Consider the following 14,242-nt stretch of genomic DNA (forward strand, 5'->3'; position numbering starts at 1 on the left):
CCGCGCCATGCGTGGATGCATTGCCTCAGCGCGGCAGGCTGTCCTCGGCCACCAGCGCATGGTGCATGCCGATGCCCGCGCGCACGCCTTCTGCCATGGCCAGGGTGATGTTGCCGACCGTGGTCGCATCACCGGCGGCGTACACGTTCGGCACCGAGGTCTGTTTCATCATGTCCACCTCGGCCAGCACGCCCAGCGGACTCTCCACCAGCGCGCAACCCAGCTGCTGCACCAGCGGCGTGGCCATCTGCTGCATGGCCGGCACGAACAGCGCACGCTGGGCGACACGGCGACCGTCGGCAAGTTCCACTTCCAGCCACGTCGGCTGCTCGCCGTGCACACCTACCACCGGCGTGGTTTCCACCTGCACGCCGCGTTGCTGCATGGCGGCCAGCTCCTCGTCGCTGATCGGCAGGCCCTGGCTGAAGAAGGTGACGTTGCCCCAGTCGGCGAACAGCGGCGCCTTGCCGGCCGACATCGGATGGCCGCCGAGCAGGCCGATCGAACCGCCACCCACTTCATAACCATGGCAGTACGGGCAGTGCAGCACGGTGCTGCCCCAGCGCTCGGCCAGGCCGGGCAGATCGGGCAGCTGGTCGGCGATACCGGTGGCCAGCAGCAGCTTGCGTGCGGTCAGTACCTGGCCGTCGGCGGTACGCACCTCCACACCTTCGGTGCGGAGCGTGGCCTGCACCGCTTCGGCATTCAGCCAACGCACGGTCGGGTAGTCCAGCAGTTGCTGGCGCGCGTTCTTCAACAACTCGGCGCCACTGACGCCGTCCAGGCCCAGCACCCCGTGCGAATGGCTGGCGAAACGGTTTCGCGGCGAACCCGCATCGATGATTGTGACCGGCCGGCGCGCACGCGCCAGGATCAGTGCGGCGGCGATGCCGGCGTAGCTGCCGCCGACGATGAGGACATCAGGATTCATGGTGACCTTCCAGGGAACGGTGATGGGCAAGATGGCGGGCGAAGTCGGCGCCAAGCTGGTCGAGGGTGGTTGCCTGCAGCCGCTGCTCGAGCAGGCGCTGCGCTTCGCGGGCACTCTCCAGCAGGGCCTGGTTGACCAGCTGCTGGATCGGGCAGCCGCCCCTGCCTTCGCGGGTACCGACCTGGACCATCGGCGGCGCGCCGATGGCCTGGTAGACGTCGTGCAGGGAGATCGTCGCCGCATCGCGGGCGAGCTGGCTGCCGCCACCGTGGCCGCGCGTGCTGCGTACCAGGCCGGCCTTGTGCATCTGCGCCAGCAGGCGGCGGATCACCACTGGATGGGTCGGCAGGCAGGTCGCCAGCTGTTCGGAGGTTCGCGGCCCGTGCTGGCCGACCAGATGGGCCATCACGTGCAGGGCGTCGGAAAGCGGGTCTGCGGATTTCATGTAACAACAATAGTTACATTTAAACCACCTGTCGAGGGTCTTCTTTCGTTCCATATGGACACATTTGTCCAATGAAACACATTCTTCACATCACTAAACAGAACGGGAATGTGACACGCATCGCACTTCAGAGCGCTAAAGGACGGTCGATACCGCATCGCACCCCTTCCGAGATCTCGTCCCATGAAAGCCTCTTCCCATGCGCCGCGGCTGCAGTCGAAGCTGCTCGGTGCCGTTTCTGTTGGTCTGGCTGTTGTCCTGGTATGCGCCCTGGCGGGCCTGGCGTCGGCCTGGTTGAAGCTGTCCACCGACGTACCGCCGGAGGTTGCCCACAGCCGTGACGCCGAGCGCCTGCAACGCGAATTCCGCGGACAGGTACAGGAGTGGAAGAACGTGCTGCTGCGCGGCCACGATGACGCGCTGCGCCAGCATCACCTGCAGGCCTTCGACAACGAAGGCCGCGTCGTTGCCGAACTGGCCACGGGCCTGGCCGCCAGCCCCGATGCGCGCACGCGCGAACTCGCGCAGGCGTTTTCCGGCCTGCACGCACAGTTGCAGCAGGACTACCACGCCGCACTGCAGGCCTTCGCTGACGCCAACTACGACCCGGCGGTTGGCGATTCCCTGGTGCGCGGCAAGGACCGTCCGGTGGCCAGTGCGCTGGATGCCCTGAGCGTGCGTGCCACCGAGGTAGCCGAGGCTGCAGTGACCGCGCTTTCGCAGGATTCCCGACAGGTGCTGGTGGTGTGCGCCGCGCTGACCATCGGCGCCGCCGTGCTGCTGCTGATCGCCCTTGGCTGGTGGCTGCGGCGCGCCGTGGTGCAGCCGGTGCTGGCGGTGGAAGCGGCCGCGCGTGCGGTTGCCGCCGGTGACCTCGACCACGTGGTGCAGGTGCGCAGCCGCGACGAGATCGGTCGCCTGGCACAGGCGATGCAGGCCGTGCAGAGCACCCTGCGTGGCGTGCTTGATGCGCAGACCGCGATGGCCAGGGCACACGACGCCGGCACGATCAGCCACCGCATGGACAGCAGCGCCTTCCCCGGCGCCTACGGCACGATGGTGGCCGACACCAACACCCTGGTCGATGCGCACATCCAGGTGAAGATGCGTGCGATCACGATCATGGGCCGCTATGCAGTGGGCGATCTCAGCCTGGACATGGAGCGCCTGCCCGGCGAGAAGGCCGTGATCACCCAGGCGCTGGATGCGGTCAAATCCAACCTGGGCGCGATCAACGGCGAGATCCGCCGCCTGGCCGAAGCTGCGGCGGCGGGCGACTTCAGCCAGCGCGGCGACAGTGCGCGCTTCGAGCATGATTTCCGCGCGATGGTCGATGGCCTGAACCGCTTGATGCAGACCACCGAACAGAACCTGGGGGAGGTCTCGGCCATGCTGCGTGCCATTGCCGAGGGTCGCCTGGGTGCGCGTATGGACGGCGACTTCCAGGGCGTGTTCGCCCGCATTGCGGGGGATGCCAACGCCACCGCTGCACAGCTGGCGACCATCGTCAGCGACATCAAGCACGCCTCCGGCAGCATCCACACCGCCGCTGCGGAAATTTCCGCCGGCAACAACGACCTGTCGCGCCGCACCGAACAGCAGGCGGCGAACCTGGAAGAAACCGCCGCGTCGATGGAGGAACTGACCTCCACCGTGCGCCAGAACGCCGAGCATGCGCGGCAGGCCAACCAGCTGGCGATCGGTGCGCACAGCGTGGCCTCGCACGGCGGTGAAGTGGTCGGCCAGGTCGTGGCGACGATGGATGCGATCGAAGGCTCGTCGCGGCAGATCGCCGACATCATCAGCGTCATCGACGGCATCGCGTTCCAGACCAACATCCTGGCGCTGAATGCCGCGGTGGAAGCGGCGCGTGCCGGCGAGCAGGGCCGCGGGTTCGCAGTGGTCGCCAGTGAAGTGCGTACGCTGGCACAGCGGTCGGCGGCGGCGGCCAAGGAAATCAAATCGCTGATCGAGGCGTCGGTGGAACAGGTTGGCCACGGTGCGCAGCGCGTGCGACAGGCCGGCGACACCATGGCCGAGATCGTCGCGTCGGTGCAGCGCGTGACCGACATCATGGCCGAGATCTCCGCTGCGTCGCAGGAGCAGTCGGCCGGCATCGAGCAGGTCAGCCAGACCATCATCCAGATGGATGGCACCACCCAGCAGAATGCCGCGCTGGTGGAAGAAGCCAGCGCCGCGGCACGCAGCCTGGAACAGCAGGCGGATCGCCTGATCGAAGCGGTGGATGTGTTTGATCTGGGAACCGCGACGGCGAGCAAGGGTGCGCTGGCGCGCGCGGCCTGACGGATCCACCGGGCAGTGTGGGGGTTGCCGGCCAGCGGCCGGCACTACCATGCGTGCGATTCCCGGTAGTGCCGGCCGCTGGCCGGCAACCCGGACACTCCATCAGCGCAGGTAATCCGATGCGGCCATCGCCTCGCCCAGGTAATCCAGGAACGAGCTGATCCGTGCCGATACGGCCGTGTTGCGGTAGTACACCGCATGGATCGGCTGGTACACATCCAGCGTCTGCGCAGCCAGCACCGGCACCAGGGTGCCGGCCGCGCGGTCGCGTTCGGTCACGAAGTCGGACAGGCAGGTGATGCCCACGCCCTCCACCGCCAGCGTGCGCAGGGTCTCGCCGCTGGACACCGCGATGTCCGGGCGCACCAGCAGCTGCCCCTCGGCATCGCCCGGCAGCGGCCAACGGTTCAATGACTCCGGCTCGTTGAACCCCAGCAGCGTGTGCTGACCCAATGCCACCACGCTGGCCGGCTCGCCGTGCGTGGCCAGATAGGCCGGGCTGGCCAGCACCTGCAGCCGGCAGCGCCCCAGCGGCCGCGCATGCAGGGTGGAATCGGCCAGCGGGCCGATACGGATCGCCAGATCGGTGCGCCGTTCCAGCAGGTCGATGTAGCGCTCGGAACTGTTCAACTCCAGCTGCACGTCCGGATAGCGCGCGCGGTAACCAGCGACCAGCGGCGCGATCACGTGCAGCACGAACGGCATCGCTGCATCCACCCGCAGCCGGCCAGCCGGACGCTCGCGCCGCGCCGCCATCTGTTCCTCGGCCGATTCCACCGCATCGATGATCGCCCGCGCATGGCGCAGGTAGGCCTCGCCCTCGGCGGTCAGGTGCAGGCGGCGGGTGGTGCGGGTCAGCAGGGTCGTGCCCAGCTTGTCCTCCAGACGGCCCAGCGCGCGGCTCACGCCCGAAGGTGTCTGCCCCAGCTGCTCGGCAGCCGCGCTGATCGAACCGCTGTCGATCACCGCCAGGAAGGCCTGCATTTCGTCGAGGGTGGTTTTCATGGCGCCATTATTGACCACGCGGCAAGAGTGATTGGCGTGAAGACCGGTTTTTCGGCAAAGGTCGGCCGCGCACACTGCGCGCCTTCCTTCCCTCTGGACACTGTCATGATCCGTGGCATTCCGCTCGCCCTGCTGGCGCTGACCCTCGGTGCCTTTGCCATCGGCACCACCGAATTCGTCATCGTCGGCCTGATCCCGACCATCGCCGCCGACCTGCAGGTCAGCCTGCCCTCGGCCGGCCTGCTGGTCTCCCTGTATGCCCTGGGCGTGGCCGTCGGCGCGCCGGTGTTGACCGCGCTCACCGGCCGCGTGCCGCGCAAGACCCTGCTGGTGGCGCTGATGGTGCTGTTCACCCTCGGCAACGTCATCGCATGGATGGCACCGGGCTACACCTCGCTGATCGTCGCCCGCATCCTCACCGGCCTGGCCCACGGCGTGTTCTTCTCCATCGGCTCGATCATCGCCACCGCCGTGGTGCCGAAAGAGAAGGCCGCCAGCGCGATCGCCATCATGTTCACCGGCCTGACCGTGGCGCTGGTGACCGGCGTGCCGCTGGGCACCTTCGTCGGCCAGCACCTGGGCTGGCGCGCCACGTTCCTGGCCGTGGCCGGCCTGGGCGTGATCGCGCTGCTGGGCAGCCTGCTGTTCGTGCCGCGCGGCCTGGCACAGAGCGCGCCGGCCACCTTCCGCCAGCAGCTGGGCGTGCTTGCGCAGCCGCGCCTGCTGATGGTGTATGCCATCACCGCGCTTGGCTACGGCGGCACCTTCCTGTCCTTCACCTACCTGGCGCCGATCCTGCAGGACGTCACCGGCTTCTCGGCCAACGCGGTCAGCCTGGTGCTGCTGGTGTATGGCGTGTCGGTGGCGATCGGCAACCTGTGGGGCGGCCGCATGGCCGACCGCATGGGCCCGATTCCCGCGCTGAAGCGCATCTTCGCGCTGCTGGCCATCGTGCTGCTGGTCATGACCTTCACCGCCCACAACACCTGGCTGATGCTGCTGACCGTGCTGGCACTGGGCGCGGTGGCGTTCGGCAACGTGCCCGGCCTGCAGGTATATGTGGTCAAGCAAGCCCAGCGCTACGCACCGCAGGCGACCGATGTGGCCTCGGGCCTGAACATCGCCGCCTTCAACATCGGCATCGCGCTGGGTGCGTCGCTGGGCGGCCTGGTGGTCGAGCACATCGGCCTGATGCATACGCCGTGGCTGGGTGCGCTGGTGGTGGTCGGTGCGTTCGCACTGACGGCACTCAGCGGCCGCCTGGACCGTCGCGACGGTATCGACGATCGCGCCGAAGGCATTGCGGTGAGCGCGCACTGATGCATGCAATGCACCGTTGCCGGCATGCACACGGCCCCTGCCCTACCCTTTGCGATCACCTCCTTCCCCCGCTTTGGAGTTCCCCATGACTGTCCCCGCTTTCGGCCTCGGCACGTTCCGCCTGAAAGACCAGACCGTGATCGACTCGGTGCGCAACGCGCTGGACGTCGGCTACCGCGCCATCGACACCGCGCAGATCTACGGCAACGAAGCCGAGGTCGGCCAGGCCATCGCCGAGTCCGGCGTACCGCGTGACGAGATCTACCTGACCACCAAGGTGTGGATCACCGAGTTCAAGCGCGATGCGCTGCTGGCCAGTCTGCGCACCAGCCTGGAAAAGCTGCGCACCGACCACGTCGACCTGGCATTGATCCACTGGCCGTCACCGAACGACAAGGTCGATACGCCGATGGAGGAATACCTGCCTGCCCTGGCCGACGCCAAGGCACAGGGGCTGACCCGGGAGATCGGTATCTCCAACTTCACCATCGCCCAGACCCGCAAGGCGATCGAGATCCTCGGCGCCGATGCCATCGCCACCAACCAGATCGAGATCCACCCCTACCTGCAGAACCGCCTGCTGGTGAAGTTCCTGCAGGACAACGGGATCCGCGTCACTGCCTACATGAGCCTGGCCTACGGCGAGGTGATCAAGGACCCAGTGATCCAGGCCATCGCCGGCCGTCATCAGGCCAGCCCGGCACAGATCGCGCTGGCATGGGCGCTGCAGCAGGACTACGCGGTCATTCCGTCGTCGACCAAGCGCGAGAACCTGGCCAGCAACCTGGAAGCGGCAGCGATTCGCCTGACCGAGGACGACATGGCGCAGATCGCCAAGCTGGACCGTGGCCACCGCCTGGCCAATCCGGAAGGCATCGCACCGGCCTGGGATTGATCCCCCCCGGGGACGGACGCCTGCTGTGGTAGACGCCGACCTTGGTCGGCGCTGACCTCTGGTCGACCGATGAAACAACGTGCCGACCAAGGTCGGCACCTGCCAGAGCCACCGCACCGGGGTCGGAACGGGTAGGGCCTTGCGCACGCGTGGCCCTACACCGTTGCACCGGAACCACCGCGTCCCGCAACATCGCGCAACCTATCCAGGACCTCCTGGATGTCCAGTGGCTTGCACAGAAAGCCGGCCGCACCCAGCGCACGCGCCCTCTCGATCACCTGTACCCGGGTATCTGCGCTCATCACCAGAACGGGGGGCGACTCAGGGTCCCTGACCAGTACCTCCAGTACATCCCATCCGCTGCAGCCAGGCATATGCAGATCAAGCAGAACGACGTCGGGCGCCAGTGCCTTGATGATGGCCTGCGCATCGTGACCATCATGGCGGCAGCTGAGGCGATGGCCGGCACACTGCAGCAGGTGCCGCACCACGTCGCGGTTGGTCTCCACGTCCTCGAACAGCAGGCAGTGCAGCGGACGAACCAACGCCGCGTGCGACTGGAAGAGCTGTTCCAGGGAAGGAAGCGGATCAGCCTCATCGGCCGCGGCCACAGTGAAGGACCACACGAATGAGGCGCCCCCGGCGTCGCTGCGGCCTACGTTGATCGTTCCGCCCATGGCATCAGAGATCAGCCGAACGATGTACAGCCCGAGCCCGACCCCCTGCTCGCAGCGCGCTTCGCCCTGGCTGACCTGCACGAAGGGCGAGAAAATCATCTCTCTCTGCGCATCATCGATGCCCGTCCCGGAGTCGCAGACCGAGATCCGCACCAGCCAGTCCTCTGCCGATCGAACGGCGCCAACCGAGACCTTCGCCTCTCCCGCCATGGGGCTGAACTTGATGGCATTGCAGAGAAGATTGGTCACCACCTGTTCGATGCGACCGCCATCTGCCAGCATCCATACGTCCGGCCTCCCTGCGTCCACCTGCAGAACCACGCCTTTGTCGGCAGCCGCAGGCATACAGCTGGCCTGCGCCGCCTCGATGATGGAAAACAGCGAACAAGGATGTGGCCGCAGCTGCAGCTTGCCACCATCAATGCTGGCAACGTCGAGGACATCATCGATGCGATGCCTGAGCGCCTGTGCCTGCCTGGCAACCGTGGCCAGTGCATGTCGCTGGGCAGCACTTGCCGTATCGACTTCCAGAAGCTGGATACCGCTGATGATCGCATTGAGCGGTGTGCGAAGCTCATGGCTCATTGTGCCGACGAATCGCCCCTGCGCCTCGCGCGATGCAATGGCACGCAACGCGATTTCGCGCATTGCAGCCACCAGTGACGCCACGACCAGCGGCAACAGGATGGTCAGTGCCAGCGCATAGGCCAGATAGGCGGGCCGCGAAAACCAGTAGCCTTCGGGTGCTGCCCACAGCAAAGCCAACGCCGTTACCGCGATTGCCGGCGCCATGGCCTTGCGTCCGTAAGCCACCGTCGCAGCAATGACGAGGAACGGCAGGATTGCATTGAGCGCCATCAACAGGATGAAGGCCGAGTGCACCTGGATGGCCACCATGACCAGACTGAGCAGAAGACCCGCCGCGTCGTACCACGTACGGCGACGCTGCGAGCAGAGATTTATAAAGAGAGCCCAAGCCACAGACACTGCCAGAAGTACGATGGCGACCGGCAACACGCGCGCGGCCTCATCGGCCAGAACCCGCTGCGGGCCATCCAGCCAGAGCCAGCACCACAGCACCGCAAGCGCCTGCAACAGCACCCGGAACCCGCTGGCGCGCGGCTCCTGCAGGCACGACAGCAACATAGCCAGGCGGTGCATCTCCAACGCACGCGCGGCATGCAGCAGCGCTGCTGGGGACGAGGTGTGCAAAGACGTGTGCGGACCATGCATGTCAGCGTCCCCTGGTCAGTGATTGACCCGTCGTGCGCCGCAGCAGGCGCTGTGCCGAGATCGCCAGTGCGCAGCCGCGCAGACGCACGGTGCCGATGACTTCACCGGAGCGGAGAGCGTCAGCCAGGCCTTCGCAGGCATCGGCGATCCTGCGGCTGCCCAGCGCCGAAGTTACGCTTTTCAATGCATGCACGCGCGAGAGTTCCTGTTCCAGACAACCAGAGGATTCATTCTCCGCAGCGTTCACCCAACGCGAGATCGCCTCGTCCAGGGCGGCGGTGAATGATGAGAGCTGGTCTGGCGCAGCCACTGCAATCAGGCTGAGCATAGATCGCTCGCCGAGCTCAGGACCGTCTGCAGGGTACTGCCGCGACTGTGCCCCTTGCGTTGTGTTCAAGCGCCGCATTGCGTTCCTCCGCCTGTCGCATTCAACACCTGGAGAGATGCTTATCCGCGTTCCGCAACGCTCGACCAGAGGCCTGAAGCGACAGCGTGCGAGACATACGAACTACTGCATCCGTTGATGGATCTGCAGGAACAGCTGCGGAAACGTGCTACCGAGAAGAAGCCCGACAGCAACCGCGAGCAGGATGGCGCCCACGATGGCAGCACATCTGACCGGGAGTGACATTCGCTTCAGATCCATGGCATCCAGCATGGAAGCGCCCATCGCGCAACGCCATCGGAATCCATTCAAATTGTCCTGAGGTTCGTCATGCTGGCCTTGACACTTTTCCTGCTGCTTTTGTGCGCTGTTCTTGTCCGAAAGCAACACGTACGCAGCGCCGCCGCGCTGGCCTTGGCGCCGCTGGCGATCCTGGCCAGCGCGAGCCCGCCCATCACGCAATGGCTGCTGGACCTGGCACAGGACGCACCTTCAAGCATTGCACCGGCGCCGCATCCACGCACGGCCATTGTCGTGCTGGGCGCTGGCATCGATCAGGATGCTCACAGCTCTAGGCCAAGCCTGGCTGGCAATAGCCGGTTGATGGCCGCAGCGCAACGCTACCTCGCCTGCGAGCGCAACGGCGAAACCTGCGCGGTGCTGGTCAGTGGAGGTGCCACGACGCCGGACAACGCCACGGAAGCCGACGTCTACGCGCGTGAACTGATTGCGCTGGGCGTGCCTGCGGGCCACATTGTCCGCGAGCAGGCCAGCGTGAACACCTGGCAGAACGCCAGGAACAGCAGCCGAATCATCCAGCACGACAGTCTCCGGGTGGTGCTGGTGACTTCAGGCCTGCATCTCAAGCGCAGCCTGATCTACTTCCGGCACTTCGGTGTCGTGGCCGAGGGCCTGCCCAGTGATCGCCTCCGCGCCGCAGCAGGATGGCTTCCCTCCGCATACAACCTGCTGCTGATCGAAGTGATGGTGCACGAATACATCGGCGTGCTGCGCTACCGCGTTTACAACGGCATGGGGTGGAACGAGGAATCCATCAGGCAGGACAGTGTCACACCTGCAACAACCATCCGCGCATTGCCGCACTCACCTCGTCCGGTTTCTCCATCGGCGCCAGGTGCCCACAATCGGGCACCACCACCAGCTGCGAATGCGGCACCAGCGCGTGCATCTCCTCGCTCACCGCCAACGGCGTGATGCGGTCGTTCGCACCACAGACGATCAGCAGCGGATCGCGGTAGCCGGCCAGCACATCGTGGCCATCACTGCGCTCCAGCGCGCTCTGGCGCAGGAACACCTCCGCACCCAGCCGTGCGGTCATGTCACGCACGCGCTGCACCAGCACGTAGTCGTCCAGCCGCGAGGCGTCGATATAGCTGCGCATCAGCGCGTCACCAAAGCCGTGGAATTTACCGGGCAGGCGCACGCTGGCGCGCTGGCTGCGGCGCTGTTCGGCACGTTCCGGGGAGTCGGCATGAATCGAGGTGTCGATCAGGGCCAGCTGCAGCACACGCTCCGGCGCGGTGCGCAGGATCTGCTGGGCGACGAAGCCGCCCAGTGAGAAACCGGCCAGCGCAAACCGTTCCGGCGCCTGCGCCAGTACCTCCTCGGCAACGGCCTGCAGGGTCTCGCCGCGGGTCTGGTCGCCCACGGTGCAGTCGGCGATATCGGCCAGGTCGGCCAGCTGGGCGCGCCAGAGTTCGGCGTCGTTGAGCAGGCCCGGGAGCAGCAGCAGGGGAATGCGGTCGGTCATGCGGGTATTGTGGCGTCTTCAAACCCACAACACGACCAGACACCCATGGCCGACCCCTACAACAGCGCTACCCCGACCATCTCCGCAGCGCGCTTCGAGGATTCGATGGTGACCACCGCCTTCGAGCTGCCCGGCTACCGCATCGCGCGCAACCTGGGCGTGGTACGCGGCATCACCGTGCGCTCGCGCTCGATCGTGGGCAACTTCCTTGGCGGCATCCAGACGATCTTCGGCGGCAACATCACCATCTACACCGAGCTGTGCGAGCAGGCGCGCGAGGAAACCTATCGTGACATGGTCAAGCATGCGCGGCAGCTGGGTGCCAACGCGGTCATCGGCATGCGCTACGACGCCACCGATGTGATGACCGGCCTGACCGAAGTGCTGTGCTATGGCACGGCGGTGGTGGTCGAGCCGCTGCGTTGAATCCGATGTTCCGCCGGGCATGGCCCGGCGCTACCGTCACGGTCACGCCGCTGGCGGGACGTCGGGGACTTCCACCTGCTGCACCGGCAACGTCACCATCATCACCGTCGGGTCGTCCGGGTCCAGCCGGGTCTTGAAGCCCAGGCTCTGGCACATCGCCAGCATGGTGCTGTTCTCGCGCAGCACCTGGCCTTCCACCACGTCCAGGCCCAGCCACTTGGCGTACTCGATCATGATCGCCATCAGGCGCCAGCCGATGCCGTGGCCCTTCAGATCCGAACGGATCAGGATGCCGTACTCGCCACGGTGGTAATCCGCATCGGCATGCAATCGCACCGCGCCGAGCATCTCGCCGCTGCGCGGTTCGAGCGCCACCAATGCGATCGAGCGGGCGTAGTCCAGCTGGGTCAGGCGGGCGATGAACTCGTGGCTGAAATGCTTCACCGACTGGAAGAAACGCAGACGCAGATCCTCGTCGCTGACACGCGCGAAGAACGCACGGAACAGCGCGTCATCTTCCGGCCGCACCGGGCGCACGAACGCGCGACCGCCATCGGACAGCTCGATGGTGCGCTCCCATTCCTTCGGATACGGGAACACGGCGAAGCGTGGATGGCCACGGCCCTTGTGCAGGATGCGCGACGGCGCAACCGCAACGCGCGCGTCCAGCGCGAGGATGCCCTTGCTGTCCACCAGCAGGGGATTGATGTCCAGCGTGCGCACTTCGGGAATGTCCGCCGCCAGCTGCGCCAGTTTGACCAGCGCCAGTGCCAGTGCGCGCTCGTCGGCGGCGGGCACGTCGCCATAGGCTTTGAGAATGCGCGAAGCCCGGGTCTGGCCGATCAGCTCGTGGGCCAGGCGCAGGTCCAGCGGCGGCAGCGCCAGTGCCTTGTCGTTGATCACTTCCACCGCCGTGCCACCGCGCCCGACCACGATCACGGGTCCGAACGTGGCGTCGTCGGCGATGCCGACGATGATCTCGCGCGCCTTCGGGCGGACGATGGTCGGTTGCACCAGCAGGCCGTCGATGCGCGCGTCCGGCCGCAGCTGGCGTGCACGGGCAAGGATCGCCTTGGCCGCACTCTGCACCGCCGGCAGCGTCGCCAGATTCAGGCGCACGCCATCCACTTCGGATTTGTGCGGAATATCGGGCGACAGGATCTTCAGCGCGACCGTCGCACCACGCTCCAGCAAGGGTTGCGCCAGGTCCATCGCCTCGTGCGCATCGCGCGCGTGCATCACCGGCGCAGAGGGGATGCCGTAGGCCTTCAGCAGTTCATGGGTGGCCAACGGGTCCAGCCAGCCCTGGCCATTGGCCAGCGCGGCTTCGACCAGCGCGCGCGCACGCGCGGTATCCACGCTGAAATCCTGCGGCAGGCTCGGCGGCGTTTCCATCAACGCACTCTGTGCTTCGCGATAACGCACCAGATGCTGGAAGCCGCGCACGGCCTCCGCTTCGGTGGGATAGGTCGGCACGCGTGCGGCATTGAGGGTGGCGGTGGCCTGGTCGTCGTTGCCCAGCCACACCGCGAATACCGGCTTGTCGCGGTGGTGGCGCGGGCGCAGGCCGAGCGTACGGGTCAGTGCCTGCGCCGCATCGGCCGACGAGGTGAACGCGGTCGGCACGTTGACCACCAGCACCGCATCGTTCTCGCTGTCGGCCAGCAACGCTTCGATGGCAGTGGCATAGCGATCACCATCGGCGTCGACCACGATGTCGACCGGGTTGCTGCGCGTCCAGCCCTGCGGCAGTACAGCATCCAGCTTCTGCACGGTGCTGTCGGACAGTTGCGCCAGCGTGCCCTGCAGGGCGATCAGCTGGTCCACCGCCAGGTGGCCGACGCCACCGCCGTTGCTGAGGATGGCCAGGCGACGACCGGGGAAGGTGCCAAGCCGGCCCAGCGACTCGGCCGCGGTGAACAGTTCGTCCAGCGCGCTCACCCGCAGCAGGCCGGCACGGTTGAATGCCGCGCCGTACACATCATCGGCGCGCGCCAGTGCCTGCACGTGGGTATCGGCGCTGCCCGGCTGTACCCGTTCGGCGCGCCCGGACTTCACCACCACCACGGGTTTGGCACGCGCAGCGGCGCGCGCGGCCGACATGAACTTGCGCGCGTCCTTGATCTGCTCGACATAGAGCAGGATGGCGCGGGTACGGTAGTCGGTGGCGAAATAATCCAGCAGATCGCCGAAGTCCACGTCCATGGTGTCGCCCAGCGAAACCACGGCGGAGAACCCTACCGAGCGCGCCACGCCCCATTCCACCAGGGCGGCGGCGATCGCCGAGGATTCGGAGATCAGCGCGAGGTCGCCGGCCTGTGGGAAATGCGCGGCGATGCTGGCATTGAGCCGTGCATGTGGTGCGATCACGCCCAGGCAGTGCGGGCCGAGGATGCGCAGGCCATGCGCGCGCGCGGCGGCCTCCACCTGTGCCCATGGCGAACTCGGGCCTTCTCCCAGGTGCGCGGTGAGGATGATCGCGGCCTGCACGCCACGTTCGGCAGCGGTGCGTACCACCTGCGGCACGATGGCGGCCGGTGCGGTGATCACCACCAGTTCCGGCACCCAGTCCAGGTCCTTCAGCCGCTTCACCGTGCGGATGCCATCGATCTCCGCATGGCGCGGGTTGATCCATGCCACTTTGCCGGGGAAGCCGGTGCCGCGCAGGTTGCGCATCACTGCGCGGCCCGCCGAGCGCTCACGCGGGCTGCCGCCGATCACCGCGACCGACTGCGGACGGAACACGGACTGCAGGTGGTAGGTACTCATGTGCCTACGTTACACGGACCGGCGCTGCGGCGGCATGATCGGCGCAGGATCCTGGCATCGCATCCACGCAGGGCGTGGATC

The 14,242-nt window shown here is 66.6% G+C and carries 11 protein-coding genes and 1 pseudogene; 5 read left to right on the plus strand and 7 right to left on the minus strand.

Annotated features, from left to right (window positions below; translation table 11 throughout):
* Positions 1–25: 25 nt before the first annotated feature.
* Entirely contained in the window at positions 26–931 is a 906-nt protein-coding gene (locus CLM74_RS20575) for an NAD(P)/FAD-dependent oxidoreductase (RefSeq protein WP_105164850.1), read from the minus strand.
* Positions 921–1,376, minus strand: coding sequence for an Rrf2 family transcriptional regulator (locus CLM74_RS20580; RefSeq protein WP_105164851.1), 456 nt, complete (start codon positions 1,374–1,376; stop codon positions 921–923). Before CLM74_RS20580 ends, CLM74_RS20575 begins: the two co-directional genes overlap by 11 nt.
* Positions 1,377–1,559: 183 nt before the next feature.
* Between CLM74_RS20580 and CLM74_RS20585 the strand changes: the two genes are divergently transcribed.
* Positions 1,560–3,680, plus strand: coding sequence for a methyl-accepting chemotaxis protein (locus CLM74_RS20585; protein WP_105164852.1), 2,121 nt, complete (start codon positions 1,560–1,562; stop codon positions 3,678–3,680).
* A gap of 102 nt (positions 3,681–3,782) precedes the next feature.
* On the opposite strand, the gene CLM74_RS20590 is transcribed toward CLM74_RS20585, so the two are convergent.
* A complete protein-coding gene (locus CLM74_RS20590) occupies positions 3,783–4,685 on the minus strand; it encodes a LysR family transcriptional regulator (protein ID WP_025877600.1) in 903 nt (300 codons plus the stop codon).
* Positions 4,686–4,790: 105 nt separating this feature from the next.
* Here CLM74_RS20590 and CLM74_RS20595 point away from each other — a divergent pair, with 105 nt between their 5' ends.
* Both CLM74_RS20595 and dkgB read left to right on the plus strand, forming a co-directional pair.
* Positions 4,791–6,005, plus strand: a complete 1,215-nt coding sequence (locus CLM74_RS20595; RefSeq protein WP_105164853.1) for an MFS transporter — start codon at positions 4,791–4,793, stop codon at positions 6,003–6,005.
* Between the two features lie 85 nt (positions 6,006–6,090).
* Positions 6,091–6,900: a 2,5-didehydrogluconate reductase DkgB gene (gene dkgB / locus CLM74_RS20600; protein ID WP_100437066.1), complete on the plus strand. Its 810-nt coding sequence runs from the start codon at positions 6,091–6,093 to the stop codon at positions 6,898–6,900.
* 155 nt (positions 6,901–7,055) lie between these two features.
* Here dkgB and CLM74_RS20605 read toward each other — a convergent pair whose 3' ends face one another.
* Together CLM74_RS20605 and CLM74_RS20610 are read right to left on the minus strand one after the other, a co-directional pair.
* The gene (locus tag CLM74_RS20605; RefSeq protein WP_059065574.1) at positions 7,056–8,810 is read right to left on the minus strand and encodes an ATP-binding protein; all 1,755 of its coding nucleotides are present in this window, start codon (positions 8,808–8,810) and stop codon (positions 7,056–7,058) included.
* A 1-nt stretch (position 8,811) separates the two neighbouring features.
* Positions 8,812–9,138 (minus strand): hypothetical protein, encoded by a 327-nt coding sequence (locus tag CLM74_RS20610; protein ID WP_229655649.1) that lies wholly within the window; start codon positions 9,136–9,138, stop codon positions 8,812–8,814.
* Positions 9,139–9,525: 387 nt separating this feature from the next.
* Here CLM74_RS20610 and CLM74_RS20615 point away from each other — a divergent pair.
* A pseudogene (locus tag CLM74_RS20615) lies at positions 9,526–10,140 on the plus strand (YdcF family protein); the annotation flags it as partial.
* Between the two features lie 124 nt (positions 10,141–10,264).
* On the opposite strand, the gene CLM74_RS20620 reads toward CLM74_RS20615, so the two are convergent.
* On the minus strand, positions 10,265–10,966 hold the full coding sequence (locus CLM74_RS20620) for an alpha/beta hydrolase (RefSeq protein WP_032976818.1): 702 nt from the start codon (positions 10,964–10,966) through the stop codon (positions 10,265–10,267).
* A 45-nt stretch (positions 10,967–11,011) separates the two neighbouring features.
* Here CLM74_RS20620 and CLM74_RS20625 point away from each other — a divergent pair, with 45 nt between their 5' ends.
* Positions 11,012–11,392, plus strand: coding sequence for a YbjQ family protein (locus CLM74_RS20625; RefSeq protein WP_105164854.1), 381 nt, complete (start codon positions 11,012–11,014; stop codon positions 11,390–11,392).
* Between the two features lie 42 nt (positions 11,393–11,434).
* On the opposite strand, the gene CLM74_RS20630 is transcribed toward CLM74_RS20625, so the two are convergent.
* Positions 11,435–14,161: a bifunctional acetate--CoA ligase family protein/GNAT family N-acetyltransferase gene (locus CLM74_RS20630; protein WP_105164855.1), complete on the minus strand. Its 2,727-nt coding sequence runs from the start codon at positions 14,159–14,161 to the stop codon at positions 11,435–11,437.
* Positions 14,162–14,242 lie beyond the last annotated feature (81 nt).

Origin of the sequence: Stenotrophomonas sp. MYb57 (assembly GCF_002966815.1) — a bacterium.
Lineage (GTDB): Bacteria > Pseudomonadota > Gammaproteobacteria > Xanthomonadales > Xanthomonadaceae > Stenotrophomonas > Stenotrophomonas indicatrix.

Excerpts from the sequence above, each read along its gene's own strand:
- CLM74_RS20585 (WP_105164852.1), top strand. The coding sequence starts at position 1,560 with ATGAAAGCCTCTTCCCATGCGCCGCGGCTGCAGTCGAAGCTGCTCGGT.
- CLM74_RS20590 (WP_025877600.1), bottom strand. The coding sequence starts at position 4,685 with ATGAAAACCACCCTCGACGAAATGCAGGCCTTCCTGGCGGTGATCGAC.
- CLM74_RS20605 (WP_059065574.1), bottom strand. The coding sequence starts at position 8,810 with ATGCATGGTCCGCACACGTCTTTGCACACCTCGTCCCCAGCAGCGCTG.
- CLM74_RS20630 (WP_105164855.1), bottom strand. The coding sequence starts at position 14,161 with ATGAGTACCTACCACCTGCAGTCCGTGTTCCGTCCGCAGTCGGTCGCG.
- CLM74_RS20620 (WP_032976818.1), bottom strand. The coding sequence starts at position 10,966 with ATGACCGACCGCATTCCCCTGCTGCTGCTCCCGGGCCTGCTCAACGAC.
- CLM74_RS20575 (WP_105164850.1), bottom strand. The coding sequence starts at position 931 with ATGAATCCTGATGTCCTCATCGTCGGCGGCAGCTACGCCGGCATCGCC.
- dkgB (WP_100437066.1), top strand. The coding sequence starts at position 6,091 with ATGACTGTCCCCGCTTTCGGCCTCGGCACGTTCCGCCTGAAAGACCAG.
- CLM74_RS20580 (WP_105164851.1), bottom strand. The coding sequence starts at position 1,376 with ATGAAATCCGCAGACCCGCTTTCCGACGCCCTGCACGTGATGGCCCAT.
- CLM74_RS20610 (WP_229655649.1), bottom strand. The coding sequence starts at position 9,138 with ATGCTCAGCCTGATTGCAGTGGCTGCGCCAGACCAGCTCTCATCATTC.
- CLM74_RS20595 (WP_105164853.1), top strand. The coding sequence starts at position 4,791 with ATGATCCGTGGCATTCCGCTCGCCCTGCTGGCGCTGACCCTCGGTGCC.
- CLM74_RS20625 (WP_105164854.1), top strand. The coding sequence starts at position 11,012 with ATGGCCGACCCCTACAACAGCGCTACCCCGACCATCTCCGCAGCGCGC.